Source organism: Bradyrhizobium sp., from assembly GCF_027307225.1.
GTDB lineage: Bacteria > Pseudomonadota > Alphaproteobacteria > Rhizobiales > Xanthobacteraceae > Bradyrhizobium.
This window is the reverse complement of sequence record NZ_DAHUXJ010000063.1, coordinates 1-20,525: the sequence shown is the minus strand read 5'-3', so window position 1 is coordinate 20,525 and position 20,525 is coordinate 1. Positions and strand designations below refer to the sequence as shown.

The following is a 20,525-nucleotide window of genomic DNA, read 5'->3' as shown; positions in this document are numbered from 1 at the left end:
GCCAGCCGAGCATCGCCAAAGCGGCCGACTGACCAATCCATCCCTGTCTTCAATGCGGTCATCCCTCTCGTGGACCGCACGATAAGGAATCAGACTCGATTCCATCTTGGCAACAAAAATTGTGTGCACGCCTTAGCCCTTGCGGGGAGGGTCGGCGAGCGAAAGCGAGCCTGGGTGGGGGTACGCTGAAATTGCCCCCACCCGACCGTCGCTTCGCGACGGCATCCCTCCCCACGCTGCGCGGGGGAGGGATAAGAGCGCACTTACACCCTATGCATCGTCACCGAAACTTTCGGGCCGTTCTTGATGGTCTGGTAGACCACGCAATAGCGCTCGGTGAGCTTGAGCAACAGATCGAGCTTGTCCTGGGCTGCGTCGGTGCCGACATCGAAGCGCAGGCGGATTTCGGCAAAGCCGACCGGTGCCTCCTTGTCGACGCCGAGCGTGCCGCGAAAATCGAGGTCGCCTTCGGCGCTGACATTGCCTGATTTCAACGGGATCTCGATCGCGGTCGCGACCGACTTCAGCGTGACGCCGGCGCAGGCGACCAGCGCCTCGAGCAGCATGTCGCCGGAGCAGAGTTCAAGCCCGGAACCGCCGGTTGCCGGATGCAGGCCCGCAACGGCGAGCGCGCGGCCGGTCTCGATCTTGCAGGCGATGCCTTCGTTGTCGATCGAGCCCTTGGCTTTCAGGGTGATCAACGCTGTTTTCGGATCGGATTTGTATTTTTCCTTGATCGGGGCCTGCGTGGCGCGGAGTTGGGCGGCGTCCATTTTCTTCTCCCGGATATTATGGTCGTCAGGTGTAATGGGTCGGCGCGCGGATGTCACCGCCAGTTCGATGCAGGAGGGGTCATCGTTCCAGCGATAGGACGATTCTCGGCTGGTTTGGTTCTGCGATCAGGAAAACTGTTCGGTTGCAATATGTTAGGGTGAGTGCCATTTAAGGATCGGCTCCCAAAGGCGCGAAACTTCAAAGCAGCACGAATTGAGGATGGTTTGCTTGCAATCGACGCATTGGGCCGTGACAGGCCGTGCGGGGTCCATTATCGGAATGACTGATGGATGACATCGTGAAAGAGGCCCAGCCCGAGGCCGATGAACGTTTCGACATCGCGCGGATCACGGCTGCGGTCGATGCGCTCGCCGAAGAGCATACCGGGCGCGAGGATGTTTTCCGCGCGGCAGTCGCAAAGCTGCTGAAGGCCGAGATGGTCGAGGCGCGCGCCACCGCGCAGGCCGTGCTGCTGAAGGACCGGCACGGACGGCGTTGCGCGGAACGGCTGTGTTTCGTCCAGGACGAGATCATCCGCATCCTGTTCGAGGCCGCCACCCGTCATCTCTATTATTCGCCGATTCCGTCCGGCGCCGAGCGCATGGCGGTCGTTGCCACTGGCGGCTATGGCCGCGGCCTGATGGCGCCGGAATCCGACATCGACCTGCTCTTCATCCTTCCCTACAAGCAGACCGCCTGGGGCGAGCAGGTCGCCGAAGCCATTCTCTACTGCCTGTGGGACATGGGATTGAAGGTCGGCCACGCGACGCGCTCGGTCGATGAATCGATCCGCCAGGCGCGCGGCGACATGACGATCCGCACCGCGATCCTCGAAACGCGCTTCCTGACCGGCGACCGGCCGCTCTATGACGAACTGGTCACACGCTTCGACAAGGAGGTGGTACAGGGCACCGCCACCGAATTCGTCACCGCCAAGCTTGCCGAGCGCGAGGAGCGGCATCGCCGCGGCGGACAGTCGCGCTATCTGGTCGAGCCCAATGTCAAGGACGGCAAGGGTGGCCTGCGCGACCTGCACACGTTGTTCTGGATCGCGAAATATGTCTACCGCGTCCGCGATACCGACGAACTGCTCGACCGCGGCGTGTTCGACGCGCAGGAGTACCGCACCTTCCGCCGCTGCGCCGATTTTCTCTGGTCGGTTCGCTGCAACCTGCATTTCTTTGCCGGCCGCGCCGAAGAGCGCCTTTCCTTCGACATGCAGCGCGAGATCGCGGTCCGCCTCGGCTATACGTCGCATCCCGGCATGCAGGACGTCGAGCGCTTCATGAAGCACTACTTCCTGATCGCCAAGGAAGTCGGCGACCTCACCGCGATCCTGTGCGCCAAGCTCGAAAACGAACAGGCGAAGCCTGCTCCGGTGCTTAGCCGCGTGATGGCGCGGTTCCGGCCGAGCACCGTTCGGCGGCGCGTGCCCGACAGCGACGATTTCATCGTCGACAACAACCGCATCAACCTCGCAGCGCCCGACGTCTTCAAGCACGATCCCGTCAACCTGATCCGGATCTTCCGCCTCGCGCAAAAGAACAATCTCGCGTTCCATCCCGATGCGATGCGGACGGTGACGCGTTCGCTGAAGCTGATCAATACCGAGTTGCGCGCCGATGGCGAGGCCAACCGGCTGTTCATGGAGATCCTCACCTCGAACGACGCCGAGGTCGTTCTGCGGCGCATGAACGAAACCGGCGTGCTCGGCCATTTCATCCGCGCCTTCGGCAAGATCGTGTCGATGATGCAGTTCAACATGTACCACCATTATACAGTGGACGAGCATCTGATCCGCTGCATCGGCTTCCTGCAGGAGATCGAGCGCGGCGGCAGCGACGAGTTCATCGTCGCGAGCGACCTGATGCGCAAGACTAGGCCTGAGCATCGCGCCGTGCTCTATATCGCGACGCTATTGCACGATATTGCCAAAGGCCGCCCCGAGGATCATTCGATCGCCGGCGCCAGGGTCGCGCGGCGGTTGTGCCCGCGGCTCGGTTTCAACGCGGCCGACACAGAACTCGTGGCCTGGCTGATCGAACAGCATTTGACCATGTCCACGGTTGCGCAATCGCGCGATCTGACGGACCGCAAGACGATCGAGAATTTCGCCGCCGTGGTTCAATCGGTCGAGCAGATGAAGCTTCTCACCATCCTGACGACAGCCGATATCCGCGGCGTCGGCCCCGGCGTGTGGAACGGCTGGAAGGCGCAGCTCATCCGCACGCTTTATTATGAGACGGAGCCGGTCTTGACCGGCGGCTTCTCGGAGTTCGATCGTGCCCGGCGCCTCGCCATCGCCCAGGCCGAGTTTCGCGAGGCCTTTACCGAGTGGCCGGAGCAGGAACTCAATTCCTACGTGGCCCGCCACTATCCCGCCTACTGGCTCAAGGTCGAATTGCCGCGCAAGATCCGCCATGCCCGCTTCGTGCGGGCGAGCGAACAGGCCGGCCACAAGCTCGCGATCAATGTCGGCTTCGACGAGGCACGCGGCGTCACCGAACTCACCATCCTGGCCATGGATCATCCCTGGCTGCTCTCGATCATCGCGGGCGCCTGCGCGTCAGCGGGCGCCAACATCGTCGATGCCCAGATCTACACGACGACCGACGGACGCGCGCTCGATACCATCGCGATCACGCGGGAATACGACCGTGACGAAGACGAGGGCCGGCGCGCGACGCGGATCGGCGAAATGATCGAGGACGTGCTCGAAGGCAAATTGCGCCTGCCGGAAGTCGTGGCGCGGCGCGCCGCCGGCCGCGGCAAGGCGCGGCCCTTCGTCGTCGAGCCTGAAGTCACCGTCAACAACCAGTGGTCGGACCGCTACACCGTGATCGAGGTTTCCGGCCTCGACCGGCCGGGCCTGCTGTACGAACTGACGACGTCGATTTCGAAGCTCAACCTCAATATTGCCTCGGCTCACGTGGCGACTTTCGGCGAGCGTGCGCGCGACGTGTTCTACGTCACGGATCTGCTGGGTGCGCAGATCACGGCGCCGACACGGCAGGCGGCGATCCGAAGCGCGCTGCTGCATCTGCTCGCCAGCGAAATGGCGGCGGCGTAAGGTTGCACCACGCTGCTACTTGCCTTCCGGAATTTCGCCAAACGTCTTGCCGGGCGCCAGCGGCTTCAGGCGGATCAGCCGTGAGTCTTCCACCGCAGCCTGACGGTGCTTGACCGCTTCGCGGTAAGCCGGATCGCGGATCATCTCGACAAAGGCTGAGACGCTTGGATATTCCGCAATGAAGCAGTGGTCCCAGTGTTCGGCTTGAGGGCCGATCAGCATCAACTCAAAACGGCCCTGCCATGCCACCTTGCCGCCGAGACGCGTGAACACGGGGCCGCTTTCGCGCCCGTAAGCGGCATAGGCTTCCGCGCCGGTGGCCGATCTTCCGTCCGGATAGGCGGCGCGCTCGCGCAGTTTCACCAGATTGAGCATGTGAATGGGCCCGGGGCGATCGCTCTCGCGAAACCTGGCGAATGTTTCCTTGGTCGGATCGATGTAACCTGTCATCTTCATTGCCTCGCTGCCGTCACTCGGGGGAGTATCATGAACGCGCTGGCCAATATCGTAGTCGCGGTCGTCGCCGCGCTACACGTTTATTTTCTCGCGCTTGAAATGTTCTTTTGGACCAGGCCGCTCGGACTCAAGATATTTCGGAACACCCCCGAAAAAGCGGCCGATTCCGCGGTGCTTGCCGCCAATCAGGGTCTCTACAACGGGTTCCTCGCTGCCGGGCTGATCTGGGGGCTCTTGCAGCCCAACGGGGCCTTCGCATTTCAGGTCAAGCTATTCTTTCTCGTTTGTGTGATCGTCGCGGGCATCTATGGCGCGGCTTCCGTCAGCCGGAAAATTCTGTTCATTCAGGCAGCGCCGGCTGCATTCGCGCTCATTCTACTTTGGTTGGCGTAAGGCATCCCAGAGGGGCGCTGCCTTGCTTTGCCTTATTCGTTCATCCAGTATCGTTCCTCATGCGGCGAGCGCTATCCGTAATGGATGAATTCGCCGAACAAGATCAAAACATCAGGGAGAGGGCACGACATGAGGAGCTTTGTTCATTTCGTCACCGCGACCGCGCTTGCGCTGGCATTCGCCGCGCCTGCGGTTCATGCACAGAAGAAATACGATCCGGGCGCCAGCGACACCGAAATCAAGATCGGCCAGACCGTGCCGTTCTCCGGACCGGCGTCCGCTTATGCCACGATCGGCAAGACGCAAGCCGCCTATTTCCACATGATCAATGATCAGGGCGGGGTGAACGGCCGCAAGATCAATCTGATTCAGTATGACGATGCCTACAGCCCGCCGAAAACGGTCGAGCAGGTGCGCAAGCTGGTCGAGAGCGACGAGGTGCTATTGACCTTCCAGCTCATTGGCACGCCTCCTAACGCAGCGGTCCAGAAATATCTCAACGCCAAGAAGGTGCCGCAGCTGTTCGCCGCGACCGGCGCCTCCAGGTTCACCGATCCGAAGCACTATCCCTGGACGCTCGGCTTCAACCCGAACTATTTCGTCGAGGGCCGCATCTACGGCCAATACATTCTCAAGAACCATCCGAACGCCAAGATCGGCGTGCTCTACCAGAACGATGACCTCGGTCGCGACTATCTGAACGGCATCAAGTCGGGCCTCGGCGACAAGGCATCGACGATGGTGGTGGCGGAAGCCTCCTATGAAATGTCCGATCCAACCGTCGATTCGCAGATCCTGAAGCTGAAGGCGGCCGGCGTCGATGTGCTGTTCGATGCCTCAACCCCGAAATTCGCCGCGCAGACGATCAAGAAGACCTTCGAACTCGGCTGGAAGCCGGTTCATATTCTCGACATCAACGCCACCTCGGTCGGCGCTGTCATGCAGCCGGCAGGGCTCGAGGCCTCCAAGGGCGTGATCAGCACCAATTACGGCAAGGACCCGCTCGATCCGCAGTGGAAAGACGATCCAGGCATGAAGAAGTATTTTGAGTTCATGGCGAAGTACTATCCGGAAGGCGACAAGAACTCGAACTTCAACACCTATGGCTACTCGACCGCTCAGCTGATGGTGCATGTGCTCAAGCAATGCGGCGACGACCTCACCCGCGAGAACGTCCTGAAGCAGGCGACCAACATCAAGGACTTTCAGGCCGATCTCGCGCTGCCTGGAATGTCGACCAGCACCACGCCGAACGACTACCGCGTCAACAAGCAGATGCAGATGATGCGCTTCGACGGCCAGCGCTGGGAGCTGTTCGGCCCGATAATGGAGGACAACGGCCCGACGGGTTAGGGCGTGGACTCATAAAATCGCCGGTCCGCTTCACTTCCGAAAGTCATATCGGATCGGACCACGGCTCACGTCTGCTTTGTGCAAAGGTCGGCGATACAGGCTTTCGTAGTGGTCCGCTCGCGCCGCTCAATTTTTTAATCTTCTCAGTGGTATCGACGACAATAGTCGATCACGGTATCCATCAAGACCTTAGCCGCCGGTGAAAGCGAGCGGTCGCTGCGCGAGCAAATGCAGAACACCAGGGGATCGGAAGCAAATTCCCGAACGCCCGCCGTTTTGAGAGACCCGGCCGCCAATTCCTGTTGGACCACAAATCGGGGCAGCAATGTGCATTGTTGACCGGTGCTCGCCAATTCCTTGATGAGGGCTAGCGAGTTGGTGACGCAAAACGTTGCCGGTCGAAATCCGTGTCTGGCGAAAACTCGGTCCATCTGCTGGCGAAGTCCGAACGATGGCACGGTCAGCACGAACGAAGAGCCTTTAAGCTCGCTCAAGGATATGATCTTCCGCCCCGCGAGCGGATGGGTGGGCGAAAACACCGCGACCATCCTGTCGCGAAATACTTCCAGGCTTGTGATGACATCCCGGGCGGGTGCATTCAGGACAAGGCTGAGCTCCGCGGCGCCGGTGACGAGTGCCTCCATTGCCTCGTCGGTGCTGCTCATCCGGATATTGAAGGTCACCTCCGGATACTGCGTGTGGAACCGGTTCAGAACTGGCGCCACGAAACTCTCGATCGCAGTCTGGAAACAGCAGACGTCGACATTGCCGGCCTTGAGGTTCTGCAGTGCCGCGATATGCGATTTGACCCGCGAGAACTCGGTCATTACGCCGTCAATGTTCGACAGCAGGATCTCTCCGGCCGGCGTCAGCTTCATGCCCTGAGCGCGGCGGTCAAAGATCGGAGCACGAAGCTCATGCTCAAGCTTCGCGATCTGTCGGCTGATCGCCGACGGAGAGACATGAAGCCGGTCGGAAGCGGCTCGAATCGAACGAGAGTGAGCCGTGGCGCTGAAGTAACGAAGTGCCGTGAAATCCATCGGCGCGACCTCCCCCGGCGGGGTGTTGCATTCTTGGCAACAAGGCAGTGCTCGGATTGATATGGCATCAACACCGGACCCGGGTCAACTATCCGCCTGCAACTTCACCCCCCGACTAGCGGAGAGCACGATGCCTTATGTACATATGCTGCCCGATCCGGGCATGAATTATACCCTCAACCGGCCGCTTCTTGATGGCACTTCGCCGGCCCGGCTGAAGGAAGTCGGCGCCCTCGCGCCACGCATCAAGGATTACCAATCCTGGCACAAGGTCTGGCTTGAATTGGCAACGCGGGCCGAAGCCGAGAAGCGATGGTCCGACGCCGCTTCTTATTACCACGGTGCCGAATTCTACCTGCCGGCAGGCGACGCCCGCAATAAGCTCTACGACGATTTCAAGCGCAACTGGTCACTCGCCATGCAGGGTGTTGCCGGATACGAGCGCATCGAGGTGCCCTATCCCGGCGGCCATCTCCCGGGCTTCCGCTTGCAGGCGAAAGGCAAGGAAATCTCCACCTTTATCTTCAACGGCGGCTATGATTCGTTCGTCGAAGAGTTCTATGCGTTTCTGCTGCCACTCACCGAACTCGGCTTCACCGTGATCGGATACGATGGACCGGGACAGGGCGGCGCACTGCGCCAGGGCATCTTCTTTGAACACGCCTGGGAAAAGCCCGCCAAGGCGCTGCTCGATTATTTCGAACTGGATCATGTTGAATGGCTAGGAGCCTCCTGTGGTGGCTACCTGTCGATCCGCGCCGCGGCATTCGAGCCGCGCATCAAGCACATCATTTCGATGCCCACCACCTATTCGGGACTCGACATGACGCTGAAGCAGATGCGGCCCGGCAAGGCGCAACAGCTCGTCTCGCTGTTCAAGGCGGGCGATCGCAAGCAATGCGAGGCGCTCGTTGCTGAAGAGCGGCTACCCAGCAGCGTGTTCGACTGGTGCGTGACGCAAGGCATGCACATCACCGGCACCAAAACGCCGTTCGATTTCCTCACAGCGATCGCCAAGCATTCGCTGGAGGGGATTCTGCACAACGTGAAGCAGGACATCCTCTTGACCGAAGGCGAGCAGGACCATCTCTTCCACGTCGATTGGCTCTATCGCACAATGCGTGAGCTGGTCTGTGCGCGGTCGGTGACGGCGCGTATCTTCACCGCGCGGGAGGGCGGCGAGCAGCACTGCCAGGTCGGTAATTCGGCGCTGGCACGGGAAGAGATCATCAACTGGCTTGGCCGTTTCTATCCCGGCATTCACGCAGCGCGCTCATCGCAGCGGGATGCCGTGGAACAGCCGGTGAAACGCGCCGTGTGACGGCGCGGACGAAAATCTTCCCCTTGGCTGAGGTGATCATCATGCGTCTGTCATCGTTATCATCAGCAGCACTTGCCGCGGCGGTCGTCGCCGCGGCCGCCGTGCTCGCCTTCTCCGCGCTTCCCAAGCTGTTTGTCTGGGCCGCGTTCATAGGATGGGCGAGTTACGACCACTCTGGCGCTACCGTGCAGGCGGCGATCCGCTCTTCGGCGGCGCTCGTGTTCGGCGTCCTCATGGCCTGGCTGGTCGCCGTCATTGTGGCGGCTCACGTTTTGCCGGCGAATGCGGTGCTGTCGACGGCAATCGTGGCCGGCGCGGCATCGTTCCTGATCGTGATCGCGTCGCGCACGGCGCTGCTCAGCGTCGTGCCGGCGACGTTCTATGGCTTTGCCTCGACGTTCGCTTATCTCAGCCTTTCAAGCGAGGCGTTTACAACCAGGATGCTGACCTCGTTCGGTTGGAGCAATGTCATCGTCAGCGTGCCGGTGTCTTTGCTGATCGGTACCGGCCTTGGGATTGTCCACGCTCGCCTGGCGAATGTCATTGCTACTCGCGAAGCTGGCTCCGGAAACTTGGGTCTTTCGGGAGACCCGCGCGTTTCAAAGCACGTAAGATAACGATCAAGAATATCGTCGCGATACCGCGGGTACGTGACATGACGCTTTGGTGCGGCCCTGATGACGAAATCCCTTCCGGGGTCATAGCCGAAGTTAAAGCTTTTCGTGGCGATGTCCGCGTTACCCCTGAAAGCAGATATTGCTAGCCTTCATGAACACACATCTGGTTCGAAAGCGGCTGTTAACGGATTTGGCCACGGCGCCATCGCAACGACGTGGTCCGCGATGGCGTCTGCTATTTCCCGCGCGCTTTAAGGTTAAGCTTTCCTGAACCCTTGCGGGCCAGCCAGTTAGAAGGCTCTGCCGGACCTCCGGTTAACCATCGTTTAAGACGACCTTAAACCCGTGCCGCTACGGTGCATTGGGTTTGTGCGGGCGTTTTGCGTATGGCGTTGCGACGGAAAAAGAGCGGCGGGCGCAAGGAGCCGGTATTCGGTCTTGCCGTAGCGCTTTCCGACCTGCGGCTGTCGCTCGATGACCGCATTCCCGGCGGCGATGACCGGTCGAAGAAATCGCCGAAGCGAAAGAGCGACGATGCTGACGACGAGCCACCGCCAGAGCGGAAGCCGCGCGTGAGCCGCAGCGATGCCAAGCGGCGATCGAAGTCGCGCGGAGGCTTTTCGATCGGGCGGCTTATGTATTGGGGCGCGGTGCTCGGCCTGTGGGGCGCGATCGCCGTGGTCGGTCTCGTGGTCTGGGTCGGCGCGCATCTGCCGGCGATCCAGTCGCTGGAAATCCCGAAACGGCCGCCGACCATCCAGATCACCGCCGCCGACGGCAGCGTGCTCGCCATACGCGGCGAGATGCCCGGCGCCAATGTCGCGCTGAAGGATTTGCCGCCCTATCTGCCGAAGGCGTTCATAGCCATCGAGGATCGTCGCTTCTATCATCACTTCGGCATCGACCCCTGGGGCATTTTGCGCGCAGCCGTGACGAACGTCTTGCATCGCGGCGTGTCGCAGGGCGGCTCGACGCTGACCCAGCAGCTTGCCAAGAACCTGTTCCTGACCCAGGAGCGAACCTTCCAGCGTAAATTGCAGGAGGCCGAGCTCGCGCTGTGGCTGGAGCGCAAGTACTCGAAGGCCGAGATTCTCGAGCTTTACCTCAATCGCGTCTATTTCGGCTCGGGCGCCTATGGCGTCGAGGCTGCGGCGCAACGCTATTTCGGCAAGTCGGCCAAGAACGTCACGCTGGCGGAAGCGGCGATGCTCGCAGGTCTCGTCAAGTCGCCCTCGCGCCTGGCGCCCAACCGCAATCCGGAAGGCGCCGAGCTGCGGGCGCACACCGTGCTCGCCGCGATGGCGGAAGCTAAATTCATCACCGCGGCGCAGGCGCAGGCCTCGATCGGTCATCCCGCCTACCACGTCAAGCCGGTCGGCGCCGGCACGGTCAACTATGTCGCGGACTGGATCAGCGAAGTGCTCGACGACCTCGTCGGCCAGATCGACCAGAGCGTAGTGGTGGAAACCTCGATCGATCCGAAACTGCAGGCGACCGCGGAAGCCGCAATCATCGATGAGCTGGCGGCGAAAAGCGTGAAGTACAATGTCAGCCAGGGCGCGCTGGTGGCGATGTCGCCTGATGGCGCGGTGCGCGCCATGGTCGGCGGCCGCAATTATTCGGAGAGCCAGTACAACCGCGCGGTGACGGCGAAACGCCAGCCCGGCTCGGCGTTCAAGCCCTTCGTGTATCTCACCGCCATTGAATCCGGCCTGACACCCGACACGGTCCGGCAGGACGCGCCACTCGATATCAAGGGCTGGAAGCCGGAGAATTATAACCATCACTATTTGGGCCCGGTCACGCTGACACAGGCGCTCGCGATGTCGCTCAATACCGTGGCCGTTCGGCTCGGGCTGGAAGTCGGACCGAAGAACGTCGTGCGCACCGCGCATCGGCTTGGCATTTCATCGAAGCTCGAGCCCAATGCCTCGATCGCGCTCGGCACTTCCGAAGTCTCGATGGTCGAACTGGTCGGCGCCTACGTCCCGTTTGCCAATGGCGGTTTCGGTATCTCGCCGCATGTCGTGACCAGGATCCATACCCTCGACGGCAAGATCCTCTACGTGCGTCCGGCCGATCAACTCGGCCAGGTGATCGATCCGCATTACGTCGCGATGATGAACGCGATGATGCAGGAGACGCTGCTCTCCGGTACCGCGCACAAGGCCGAACTGCCGGGCTGGCAGGCGGCCGGCAAGACCGGCACCAGCCAGGATTTCCGCGACGCCTGGTTCATCGGCTACACCGCGAACCTCGTCACCGGCGTCTGGCTCGGCAATGACGACGATTCTCCGACCAAAAAGGCAACCGGCGGCGGCTTGCCGGTGGAAATCTGGACGCGCTTCATGAAGGCGGCCCATCAGGGCGTGACGCCGATCCCGCTGCCGGCTTCACCGCCTGCCCCGCCTGTTGGATTCCCGGCCGCCGTCGCGCAGGCATCCAGCCCCGGCGCGGCCGCCGCGCCGCCGTCGCCCATCCCCGGCCGGCCGTCACTGACGCGGACCGCGGCCGCTCCGGTGCGCCCCGAGGCCGACGCCGGCCTCGACGGTTGGCTGATGCAGCGGCTGTTCGGGCGGTAGCTTCGCGATCCCGAGGTTCGTATCATCTTGTGGCTTCGAAGCGACGTCTAATCGGAAGGCAATCTTCGGGCTACCCGTGTGGTTCGGCAGTTGTTTTCGATTTCCGATCTGTTCCTATGCACAAATAGGTGCTGGCCCCTTTCCGATCAATAATTTGGTTAGTGGTCCCTTTACGATTCAGGGATTGGCCCCTTTTCGATTAGCGTTCGCTCATGAGCGACAAAATGCACAGAGCCTTGATTAGCGCGTTTCTCATTGCGGCTCTCTTCGTAGGTGTTGTGGTGCTGCTGATCCAGCACATGCCATGATCTGTGGAGGCCGCCTCAGTGGGTGGCCTCTTTCACTTCGCGGACTTCAGCGCCCGTCGGGGGTGCGGACGCCGCCCCAGTTGTCGCGCACCTGCTGGTAATGGACGCTGGCATCATAGGTCGGCGTCGAAATGTGCAGCACCAGCGGTGACAGGCGGCCGATGGCGTTGAGGACAGCATAGGACGCCACGACGCGGTCGTGCTGCGCCGTCACCAGCGCGACGCGGGCGTTCACCACCGTCTGCTGGGCGTTCAGAATGTCGATGACGGTGCGCTGGCCGACCTGGGCTTCCTTGGTCGTGCCGAGGTAAGCCAGTTCCGAGGCGGCGACCTGGGACTGGGCGGCCTCCACCTGGGCCTTGCCCGCGATGAGCTGGCCCCATGCCGTCATCAGATCGGCGCGGGCCTGATCGCGAACCTGCTCCAGCGTGAGGCGTTGCTGCTCCAGCGTCTCCTTCGATTGCCGGATCAGCGAATATTCCGCCCCGCCCTGGTAGATCGGCACGGTCGCTTGTGCGGTCGCCGTCGCGGTAAACTGCTTCACCTGCGTGATGGCCTGTTGCCAGCTCTTCTGGACGATGGCCTGTAGCGCGACGGTCGGCAGCAGTGCGCCCTCGTTGATTTTCACGTTGAGAAAGCTGACATCGATACTGTACATCGCGGCGGTCACGTTGGGATTTTCAACCAAAGCGAGGTTGATCGCATCGCGTACCGTCGCCGGCAAATAGCGGTCGACCGGGGAGGCGGGCTTCAGGTTCGAAGGCTCGTTGCCGATGATGCGGCGGAAATTGGCACGCGTGGTCGTGAGCGTCGATTCAGCCGCGAGTTCCTGGCTCTTGGCCGCGGCGAGCTGTGCTTCGGATTGGGCCACGTCGGTCGGCGTGACGAGCCCTGCGCTGTAGCGGTCGCGGGTCTGCCGCAGGGTCACTTCGAGCACCTTGGTATTGCTGCGCTGGACCTCCAGGATCGCGGCGTCACGCAGGTAGTCCATATAGATGGTGGCAGCGGCAAGCAGGATCGACTGCTCCATCAGCCGCAGGCCTTCGCGGGCGCCGGAAACCTGGCTTTCGGCCGAGCGAACCTTGTTGGCGGTCTGGTTGCCGTTGTAGAGCGTCTGCGTCGCGGTCAGCGCGGCGGCGTGCGGACTGTTCGGTCCCTCGAAGACCTTGGGCGTGCCGAAGGCAAAGAGCTCGTTGGTATATTGATAGCCGCCACTCAGGGTCGCAGCGACCTTCGGGCGATAGCCGGCCAGCGCCTGCGGGACATTTTCATCGGTCGCGCGCACCAAGGCACGCTGGGCATTGAGCTGCGGATTGTTCTGATAGGCGCGGCGCAGCGCGCGCTCCATGGTGTCGGCGCGCAACGGTGTCGGCGCCATCTGAACCAGCAGAATGACGACAGTCGCCGATCCGGCTAAAAGTTTGCCCCCAAACATATTTCAACTTATCCGATGCCGCATGCGGCCTGACAACATCCATACGCAATCCAGATGTTGACCAAAAGCACATGGCTAGTGCGGTGAATTTGAAGTTCCTATCAGTTTTGCGGTAACCTCGTCATAGGAACTTCAAATTCTAAACCGCACTAGAATCATCTAATTGGCTAGTGCTCCTTTGATTCCGAAGTTCGTAAACGTGGAGCCGCAATGTGATACGAACTTCGGAATCGGAGCACTAGTGGAGTGGATTCGACATTCGCTATCTACCAACCGCGAGTTCGCAAGGCGAATGTCAAATCCTAAACTCCACTAGAAACCTATATTTGCTGTGGTCCTTTGATTCTAACATTCGCAAAAGTGCGCGCCGGGAAGGGGTGCGAATGTTAGAATCGGACCACAGGCGGTCCCCAGCACGCCCGCGTGATGGCCATGAGAATATCGGGGACTGTTGCTTTTTCGCGTAGGCGATCGCTCAACGAGCGACTGCTCTAACCGGACGGCGGCTCAGTCCTGGATGCCGTAACGATGGAGATCGTTGCCGTGGGTATCGAGCCAGTTCTTGGCGCGTTCGACGTGGTTGCAGACTTTGCCCACGACCCTCCAGAATCGCGCCGAATGGTTCATTTCGACCAGGTGCGCGACCTCGTGCGCCGCGAGATAGTCCAGCACATAGGGCGGTGCGAGGATGAGCCGCCAGGAGAATGACAGCGAGCCGGCCGACGTGCAGGAACCCCAGCGGCTCGACTGGTCGCGGATCGACAACCGCTTGACCCTCACGCCCAGCTCCTGCGCGTAGGCAACGGACGCCTTCTGAACATCCTTGCGGGCTTCGCGCTTGAGGTAGTCGTGCACGCGCCGCTCGGTGTGTTCGACGCCGCCGGCCACGCAGAGAATGCGCTCGCCGCTGTCGCGAATTTCGGTCCAGACCGTGCCGCGCTGACCGGCGCGATGCACGATTCGATGCGCCACGCCGCGCAGCGGAACCACGGTGCCAGGAAGAAACGGCGCCGCTTTCGGCAAGCGACCGAGACGAGCGGCAATCCAGCCGCCGTGGCGCTGCGCAAAGTCCTTGGCGTCGGTAATCGTGCCGCGCGGCGGGATGGTGAGGATCGCCTCGCGGTCGCTCGGATGGATTCTCAAGGTGTACCGGCGTGCGCGCCGGTGCCGTCTCAGCCGGACCGAGTAGATTTGCGAGCCATGTTTGATCAAAAGGCGAGAAGGCTCGTAGGGCCGCCGATAGAGAAGCGCGCGAGTGGCCATGTCTGTTAATCCGGGGATCAGGAGTTCACCCGGATTCTGCCATATCCGCCGCCAGGGAAATCGCTCGGCGCAAAAACAAATCATTTGCCCAATATACAGGGGTCGGGGCCTCCGCGGACCCTACAGAATGGGGTAGGCATCCAAAAAATCGGCCGAAAAGGCTCGCCGCCCGGACCTCAATGCGCTGAATTAAGATTCACTATATCCGGAGAGCCCAGATTCGCCTTTCCTGGGGTCAATTCAGTGGGTTAGCTGACCCCCGGCCAATGGCCATGCTTGCGCGTCAACGTGTGTTTCGCGTCAGTTCGTCGCCGTTGATGCGATCACTCCGCCGCGTAAGCGAGCGAAGGCTTCATGATCGCCGACGACACCATGAAATCGGAGATGCGCGGCACGATTTCCGATTTGAAACGTGAGCCATTGAAGACTCCGTAGTGCCCGACGCCCTTCTGCACGTAGTGCACGCGGCGATGGCTCGGAATCGAACTGCACAGCGCATGGGTCGCTTCGGTCTGGCCGAGCCCGGAGATGTCGTCGTTCTCGCCTTCCACCGTCATCAGGGCCACACGCCTGATCCTGGAGGGATCGACCGGCTTGCCGCGATGGGTCATCTCGCCCTTGGGCAGGGCGTGCTTGACGAAAACCGTATCAACCGTTTGCAGGTAATACTCCGCCGAAAGGTCCATCACCGCCAGATATTCGTCGTAGAAGTCGCGGTGCTTGTCGACCAGATCGCCGTCGCCCTTCACCAGATTGCGGAACAGCTCCTTGTGGGCGTCCATGTGCCGGTCGAGATTCATGCTGATGAAGCCGTTCAGCTGCAGGAAGCCCGGATAGACGTCCCGCATCACGCCGGGATGCGGAAATGGTACCTTGGTGATGACGTTGTTGCGGAACCAGTCGATGCCGCGCTCCTCGGCGAGGTTGTTCACGGCGGTCGGATTGCGACGGGTATCGATCGGGCCGCCCATCAGCGTCATCGAGAGCGGAACAAACGGATCGTCCTCGGCTTCCATGACGGAAACGGCAGCGACCACCGGCACGGAGGGCTGGCACACCGCAATCACGTGCATGTTGCCGCCCAGCACGTGCAGCATCTCGATCACGTAGTCGATGTAGTCGTCGAGGTCGAAGCGGCCGGCGGCGAGGGGCACCATGCGGGCATCGGCCCAATCCGTGATGTAGACCTCGTGCGTCGGCAGAAAGGCCTCGACCGTGCCGCGCAGCAGCGTTGCATAATGGCCCGACATCGGGGCCACGATCAGCACGCGCGGTTGCGGTATGCGCAGGGGACGCGTCAGCTTGCGGTCGAAGTACAACAGTCGGCAGAACGGTTTTTCCCACACGCTGCGGATCTCGATCGGCGTACGGACGCCGTTGACGTCCGTTTCGTGGAGGCCCCATTCGGGCTTGCCGTAGCGGCGCGTCGTGCGTTCGAACAGTTCGCACGCCGCGGCGATCGATTTGCCGAACTCGGTGTGCGACCACGGATTGAGCGGGTTCTGAAACAGGATTTTCGTGGCGTCGGTCACGGCGCGCGCCGGATTGAGCGAGGCGTGACCCATTTCGTACATCCAGTACATCGGCGTGGTCAGCGCCGGACTGCCTTCGGCCATCATCGGCGGCGCGCCGCCAAATTCCCCAATCGGCATTCTGCCCTCGTTTCCTTTTGCGTCGCAGCATAGTGCTGAAAGCGTAATAAAGCGTCAATGCTTAGATCGGCATTTCGGCCTCGCTGCACAAGCTATGTGCGCCGAAAACCCCGGGTTTTAACGGGCTATTCGCCGGTCTGGATCAACGAACCGTGCTGCCGGGCGCTGCGCAGGAGCATCAGAAAGACGGCAAACGATATCGCAATCAGGACGGCGTTGATCACGATGGCATCCGCCATCAGGTCCGCGCGAAAGACGTGTTCCATCAACAACGCCCGCATGCCCTCGAACACATAGGTCGGCGGCAGCGCCCAGGCCACGGCTTGCAGCCAATGCGGCAGCACCGTTACGGGGTAATAGATGCAGGCCAGCGGCATCATGCCGAACATCAGTGTCCACACGATGCTTTCGGCGCCAAGGCCGTAACGCAGGACGAGGCCGGAGACGAAGATCCCGACCGACCAACTGGTGAAGATCAGGTTGCAGAAAAACAGGATCAGCGGAAAGCCGATGGCGTAGAAGTTGAAGCCGAAAAAGACCATCGCCAGCAGCGTCATTGGGATGATCCCGATCGCCAGCCGGATCAGGCTCATCGCCATCAGCGCGAGCAGAAACTCGATCGGCTTGAGCGGGCTCATCATCAGGTTGCCGAGATTGCGCGCCCACATCTCCTCAAGGAACGAGATCGAAAACCCGAGTTGTCCGCGGAACAGGATGTCCCACAGGATGACCGCGCCGACCAGCGTACCGCCGGCGCGGGCGAAAAATCCGGCATTCTGCGAAATGTAGTTCTGGATGAAACCCCAGGTGATGATCTGGAGCGCGGGCCAATAGAGCAACTCCAGCATCCGCGGCCATGACGAGATCAGGACATACCAGTAGCGCAGGATCATGGCTGCGATCCGCTGCGTCGAGATGGCGGGCTGGCTGATCCGGCTCATGATGTCGTTTCCTGAACGCGGCCGCGGGCGACGTCGAGAAACACTTCCTCCATCGTCGCGCGGTTGTAGCGCGCCATGATCGCTTCCGGGCTGTCGTCGTCCTCGATCCGGCCGCGCTTCATGATGATCACCCGGTCGCACAGCCGCTCCACCTCCAGCATGTTGTGGGAGGCAAGCAAAATGGTCGCGCCGTTCTCCTTGCGATAGGTCGCAAGATGTTGCCGGATCCAGTCGGCGGTGTCGGGGTCGAGCGACGCGGTCGGCTCGTCGAGCAACAGCAACTCGGGCTGGTTGATTAGCGCCTTTGCCAGCGCGACGCGGGTTTTCTGCCCGGCCGAGAGTTTGCCACTGGCGCGGTCAAGGAATTCACCGAGGTCGAGATCGGAGACGATCTTTTCGATCCGCGCATTGAGGTTTGCCACCGAATAGAGGCGGCCGAAGATCGTCAGATTTTGCCGCACCGTGAGCCGCGAGGGCATATCCACATACGGGCTTTCGAAATTCATCCGGCCGAGCACGTCAGCGCTTCCGTCCGGCATCGGATGACCCAGCACCTCGATGCGTCCCGATGTCGGCAAAACCAGTCCCATGATCATCGCGATCGTCGTGGTCTTGCCGGCGCCGTTGCCGCCGAGCAGCCCGGTGACGCTGCCGCGCGCGATCGAAAACGAGATATCATCGACCGCGCGGGTCTGCTTGTAGAGCTTGGAAAGATGCGCGACCGCGATCGCCGCGGCGTCGCGGGCGTCGGTCGGGGCGGGAGGGGACGTTATGGTGCCATCGCGCATCATCGGGCATGTTCATTGAGCCATTCACCCGGCTTGTGCAAGGCGTCCCGTGGCCATACGCCGCAGTAGCGAAATCAACAGAATTTGTCGGCGAAGGCCAGCGCCGCTAGAGTTGCAGCCGTGCTGATGTCCGACAACTCTGCCACTGATTTTCGCTTGCCGCGCCGCCAGGTCCGCCTGGACACGATCCTGCGGCTGCGCTGGCTCGCCGCGCTCGGCCAGCTTGCCGCGATCTTTATCGTCCAGCAGGGTCTCGAATTCGATGTCGAGGTCGTGCCTTGTCTGGCGATTGTCGGCTTCTCCGCGCTGCTCAATCTCTTCCTTCAGCTCTGGTTCAATCCGATGGAGCGGCTGGAGCCGTCGTTTGCGGCGGCGCTGCTTGCGCTGAATATCATCGAGCTCGCCGGCTTGTTGTTCTTTACCGGCGGCTTGCAGAACCCGTTCTCATTTTTGTTCCTGGCGCCGGTGCTGATCTCGGCCACCGCGTTGCCGATCCGGTTGACCATTGCGCTCGGAATGGTCGCGGTCGCCTGCGCGTCCGTCCTGGTGTTCCTCTACTTTCCGCTGCCCTGGGACGGCGACGATCCCCTGGTGCTGCCGCCGATCTATCTGTTCGGCGTCTGGCTTTCGATCGTGGTCGCGATCGGCGTTACCAGCCTCTATGCGTCTCAGGTCGCCGAAGAAGCGCGGAAGCTTTCGGATGCGCTCGCGGCGACCGAGCTCGTGCTGGCGCGCGAACAGCATCTCACCCAGCTCGACGGTCTTGCGGCTGCTGCCGCCCACGAACTGGGCACGCCGCTGTCGACGATCTTCCTGATTTCGCGCGAACTCGAACAGGGGGTAAAGGACCAGCCCCAGCTCGCCGCCGATATCAGGACGTTGCGGGAGCAGTCGCAGCGCTGCCGCCATATTCTCGCCAAGCTCACGCAACTGTCCTCAAGCGGCGCGCCGTTCGACAGCATGCCGCTGTCCGCCCTGATCGAAGAGACGGTGGCGCCGCACCGCGACTTCGATGTCACCATCAAGGTGCGCATCGCGGTTTCCGGCACGCCCGAACCAGCGGGAACGCGGAATCCCGCCATTATCTATGGCGTCGGCAACATTCTGGAGAACGCGGTCGATTTCGCCCGCAACAGCGTCGAAGTGAACGCCTGGTGGAATGCTGAAACCGTCGAAATCATCATCTCCGATGACGGCCCGGGCATCGCGCCCGACCTGCTCAAGCGCATCGGCGAGCCGTATCTGTCGCGACGGCGCGAGACGGAAGAGGCCCAGGGCGGGCGCAGCGGCCTTGGGCTTGGCGTGTTCATCGCGCGCACCTTGCTCGAACGCACCGGCGCCAGGGTTTCCTTCGCCAACCGGGTCTTTCCGGACCACGGCGCCGTCGTTCAGATCGTGTGGCCGCGAAGCCGCTTCGAGGTTAAGGAACCCGCTACGGAATTAACCTGAGTGAGAAATCGGGGAAAGGCGGCCTTGGCAGCGCCGCGGTCGACGCCATATGTTGAGAGTTCGAGGGAAAGGACAACGTCATCTTGAACGCCATCGCGGAACTGACCGGGCATACCGATCGCTCGCTCCTGATCGTGGAAGACGACAAGCCGTTTCTGGAGCGCCTTGCGCGCGCCATGGAGACGAGGGGCTTTTCGGTGACATCCTGCGACAGCGTGGCTGACGGCCTGACCCAGATCGCCAAGGCCGCGCCGGCCTTTGCCGTGGTGGATTTGCGGCTCGGCGATGGCAACGGACTGGACGTGGTTTCCGCCTTGAAGCGCAAGCGCCCCGAGGCGCGCGCCATCATTCTCACCGGTTATGGCAACATCGCCACCGCCGTGACCGCCGTCAAACTCGGCGCGGTCGATTATCTGTCGAAGCCCGCCGATGCCGATGACGTGGTGTCGGCCTTGCTTGCCAGCGGCAACCAGAAGTCGGAGTTGCCGAGCAATCCGATGTCGGCGGACCGCGTGCGCTGGGAGCACATCCAGCGAATTTACGAAATGTGCAACCGCAACGTCTCCGAGACGGCGCGGCGGCTCAACATGCATCGCCGCACCCTGCAGCGGATTCTGGCCAAGCGCGCCCCGCGCTAGTACCGCCGATCTGAAGTCCCTGCACCACAAGCGGCGAATTCGATCAGGGACTTCAGATCGAGCGGTACTAGAATCAATAGGTTTGTGAGTAGCCCATGACTTTCCGAAGTTCGTGAAAGTGGTCGCTGAGGTGTAACACGAACTTCGGAAAGTGGGCACTAGGGGGCAGGCGCCGCTCACGCAAGCTCCGATACCTGCCCGTCGGGCAGGCCGAATTCGAAAGTATTCAGCGTCATCGAGACCATCGTGTAATAGCCGCAGAGCCCGATCACCTCGACGACCCCGCGCAAGGTAAGCACCTCGACCGCCTCGTCGTAGAGCGGCTGGGTCAGGCCGTGACCTTCGTGCAGCGATTTCGCGACGTCGTAGATCATCTTCGCCTTCGGGTCGTCGAAGCTGGGCGTGCGGCGATCCCTGATGTCGTTGGCGATCTTTGGATCCATAC

Annotated in this window: 16 protein-coding genes and 1 pseudogene; 8 read left to right on the top strand and 9 right to left on the bottom strand. The window is 61.6% G+C overall.

Features of this window, described 5'->3' with window-relative positions; genetic code table 11:
- Nucleotides 1-263 precede the first annotated feature (263 nt).
- Nucleotides 264-773 carry an OsmC family protein gene (locus M6D32_RS10780; RefSeq protein WP_298255889.1) on the bottom strand — a complete coding sequence of 170 codons (510 nt, stop codon included), beginning with the start codon at nt 771-773 and terminating at the stop codon, nt 264-266.
- A gap of 287 nt (nt 774-1,060) precedes the next feature.
- Here M6D32_RS10780 and M6D32_RS10775 point away from each other — a divergent pair, with 287 nt between their 5' ends.
- The gene (locus M6D32_RS10775; protein WP_298255888.1) at nt 1,061-3,844 is read left to right on the top strand and encodes a [protein-PII] uridylyltransferase; all 2,784 of its coding nucleotides are present in this window, start codon (nt 1,061-1,063) and stop codon (nt 3,842-3,844) included.
- Nucleotides 3,845-3,859: 15 nt separating this feature from the next.
- On the opposite strand, the gene M6D32_RS10770 is transcribed toward M6D32_RS10775, so the two are convergent.
- Complete coding sequence (locus tag M6D32_RS10770) at nt 3,860-4,294, bottom strand: DUF1330 domain-containing protein (protein WP_298255887.1); 435 nt, start codon at nt 4,292-4,294, stop codon at nt 3,860-3,862.
- Between the two features lie 36 nt (nt 4,295-4,330).
- Between M6D32_RS10770 and M6D32_RS10765 the strand changes: the two genes are divergently transcribed.
- A complete protein-coding gene (locus M6D32_RS10765; protein ID WP_298255886.1) occupies nt 4,331-4,693 on the top strand; it encodes a DUF1304 domain-containing protein in 363 nt (120 codons plus the stop codon).
- Nucleotides 4,694-4,822: 129 nt separating this feature from the next.
- The gene (locus M6D32_RS10760) at nt 4,823-6,046 is read left to right on the top strand and encodes an ABC transporter substrate-binding protein (protein WP_298255885.1); all 1,224 of its coding nucleotides are present in this window, start codon (nt 4,823-4,825) and stop codon (nt 6,044-6,046) included.
- Between the two features lie 143 nt (nt 6,047-6,189).
- Here M6D32_RS10760 and M6D32_RS10755 read toward each other — a convergent pair whose 3' ends face one another.
- Complete coding sequence (locus M6D32_RS10755; RefSeq protein WP_298255884.1) at nt 6,190-7,086, bottom strand: LysR family transcriptional regulator; 897 nt, start codon at nt 7,084-7,086, stop codon at nt 6,190-6,192.
- Nucleotides 7,087-7,216: 130 nt separating this feature from the next.
- Here M6D32_RS10755 and M6D32_RS10750 point away from each other — a divergent pair, with 130 nt between their 5' ends.
- The 3 genes from M6D32_RS10750 (at nt 7,217) to M6D32_RS10740 (ending at nt 11,606) form a co-directional block, all read left to right on the top strand.
- Nucleotides 7,217-8,407 carry a hypothetical protein gene (locus M6D32_RS10750; RefSeq protein ID WP_298255883.1) on the top strand — a complete coding sequence of 397 codons (1,191 nt, stop codon included), beginning with the start codon at nt 7,217-7,219 and terminating at the stop codon, nt 8,405-8,407.
- Nucleotides 8,408-8,448: 41 nt separating this feature from the next.
- Nucleotides 8,449-9,024, top strand: a complete 576-nt coding sequence (locus M6D32_RS10745) for a DUF1097 domain-containing protein (protein WP_298255882.1) — start codon at nt 8,449-8,451, stop codon at nt 9,022-9,024.
- A 386-nt stretch (nt 9,025-9,410) separates the two neighbouring features.
- Nucleotides 9,411-11,606 (top strand): transglycosylase domain-containing protein, encoded by a 2,196-nt coding sequence (locus M6D32_RS10740; protein WP_298255881.1) that lies wholly within the window; start codon nt 9,411-9,413, stop codon nt 11,604-11,606.
- Nucleotides 11,607-11,960: 354 nt separating this feature from the next.
- On the opposite strand, the gene M6D32_RS10735 is transcribed toward M6D32_RS10740, so the two are convergent.
- The 5 genes from M6D32_RS10735 to M6D32_RS10715 form a co-directional block, all read right to left on the bottom strand.
- On the bottom strand, nt 11,961-13,349 hold the full coding sequence (locus tag M6D32_RS10735; protein WP_298255880.1) for a TolC family outer membrane protein: 1,389 nt from the start codon (nt 13,347-13,349) through the stop codon (nt 11,961-11,963).
- Nucleotides 13,350-13,856: 507 nt separating this feature from the next.
- A complete protein-coding gene (locus tag M6D32_RS10730; protein ID WP_298255879.1) occupies nt 13,857-14,696 on the bottom strand; it encodes a SprT family zinc-dependent metalloprotease in 840 nt (279 codons plus the stop codon).
- Nucleotides 14,697-14,935: 239 nt separating this feature from the next.
- Complete coding sequence (phaZ, locus tag M6D32_RS10725) at nt 14,936-16,264, bottom strand: polyhydroxyalkanoate depolymerase (protein ID WP_298255878.1); 1,329 nt, start codon at nt 16,262-16,264, stop codon at nt 14,936-14,938.
- Nucleotides 16,265-16,389: 125 nt separating this feature from the next.
- Nucleotides 16,390-17,205 (bottom strand): ABC transporter permease, encoded by an 816-nt coding sequence (locus M6D32_RS10720; protein ID WP_298255877.1) that lies wholly within the window; start codon nt 17,203-17,205, stop codon nt 16,390-16,392.
- Nucleotides 17,202-17,993 (bottom strand): ABC transporter ATP-binding protein, encoded by a 792-nt coding sequence (locus M6D32_RS10715; protein WP_298255876.1) that lies wholly within the window; start codon nt 17,991-17,993, stop codon nt 17,202-17,204. Before M6D32_RS10715 ends, M6D32_RS10720 begins: the two co-directional genes overlap by 4 nt.
- Before the next feature lie 126 nt (nt 17,994-18,119).
- Between M6D32_RS10715 and M6D32_RS10710 the strand changes: the two genes are divergently transcribed.
- Nucleotides 18,120-19,442, top strand: coding sequence for an ActS/PrrB/RegB family redox-sensitive histidine kinase (locus M6D32_RS10710; RefSeq protein ID WP_298255875.1), 1,323 nt, complete (start codon nt 18,120-18,122; stop codon nt 19,440-19,442).
- An 83-nt stretch (nt 19,443-19,525) separates the two neighbouring features.
- Nucleotides 19,526-20,080: an ActR/PrrA/RegA family redox response regulator transcription factor gene (locus tag M6D32_RS10705; RefSeq protein ID WP_298255874.1), complete on the top strand. Its 555-nt coding sequence runs from the start codon at nt 19,526-19,528 to the stop codon at nt 20,078-20,080.
- A gap of 176 nt (nt 20,081-20,256) precedes the next feature.
- Here the strand turns inward: M6D32_RS10705 and M6D32_RS10700 are convergent.
- Nucleotides 20,257-20,525, bottom strand: a pseudogene (locus M6D32_RS10700) (carboxymuconolactone decarboxylase family protein); the annotation flags it as partial.

Coding starts and splice junctions, on each gene's coding strand:
- M6D32_RS10780 (WP_298255889.1), bottom strand. CDS start 773: ATGGACGCCGCCCAACTCCGCGCCACGCAGGCCCCGATCAAGGAAAAA.
- M6D32_RS10775 (WP_298255888.1), top strand. CDS start 1,061: ATGGATGACATCGTGAAAGAGGCCCAGCCCGAGGCCGATGAACGTTTC.
- M6D32_RS10770 (WP_298255887.1), bottom strand. CDS start 4,294: ATGACAGGTTACATCGATCCGACCAAGGAAACATTCGCCAGGTTTCGC.
- M6D32_RS10765 (WP_298255886.1), top strand. CDS start 4,331: ATGAACGCGCTGGCCAATATCGTAGTCGCGGTCGTCGCCGCGCTACAC.
- M6D32_RS10760 (WP_298255885.1), top strand. CDS start 4,823: ATGAGGAGCTTTGTTCATTTCGTCACCGCGACCGCGCTTGCGCTGGCA.
- M6D32_RS10755 (WP_298255884.1), bottom strand. CDS start 7,086: ATGGATTTCACGGCACTTCGTTACTTCAGCGCCACGGCTCACTCTCGT.
- M6D32_RS10750 (WP_298255883.1), top strand. CDS start 7,217: ATGCCTTATGTACATATGCTGCCCGATCCGGGCATGAATTATACCCTC.
- M6D32_RS10745 (WP_298255882.1), top strand. CDS start 8,449: ATGCGTCTGTCATCGTTATCATCAGCAGCACTTGCCGCGGCGGTCGTC.
- M6D32_RS10740 (WP_298255881.1), top strand. CDS start 9,411: ATGGCGTTGCGACGGAAAAAGAGCGGCGGGCGCAAGGAGCCGGTATTC.
- M6D32_RS10735 (WP_298255880.1), bottom strand. CDS start 13,349: ATGTTTGGGGGCAAACTTTTAGCCGGATCGGCGACTGTCGTCATTCTG.
- M6D32_RS10730 (WP_298255879.1), bottom strand. CDS start 14,696: ATGATTTGTTTTTGCGCCGAGCGATTTCCCTGGCGGCGGATATGGCAG.
- phaZ (WP_298255878.1), bottom strand. CDS start 16,264: ATGCCGATTGGGGAATTTGGCGGCGCGCCGCCGATGATGGCCGAAGGC.
- M6D32_RS10720 (WP_298255877.1), bottom strand. CDS start 17,205: ATGAGCCGGATCAGCCAGCCCGCCATCTCGACGCAGCGGATCGCAGCC.
- M6D32_RS10715 (WP_298255876.1), bottom strand. CDS start 17,993: ATGCGCGATGGCACCATAACGTCCCCTCCCGCCCCGACCGACGCCCGC.
- M6D32_RS10710 (WP_298255875.1), top strand. CDS start 18,120: ATGTCCGACAACTCTGCCACTGATTTTCGCTTGCCGCGCCGCCAGGTC.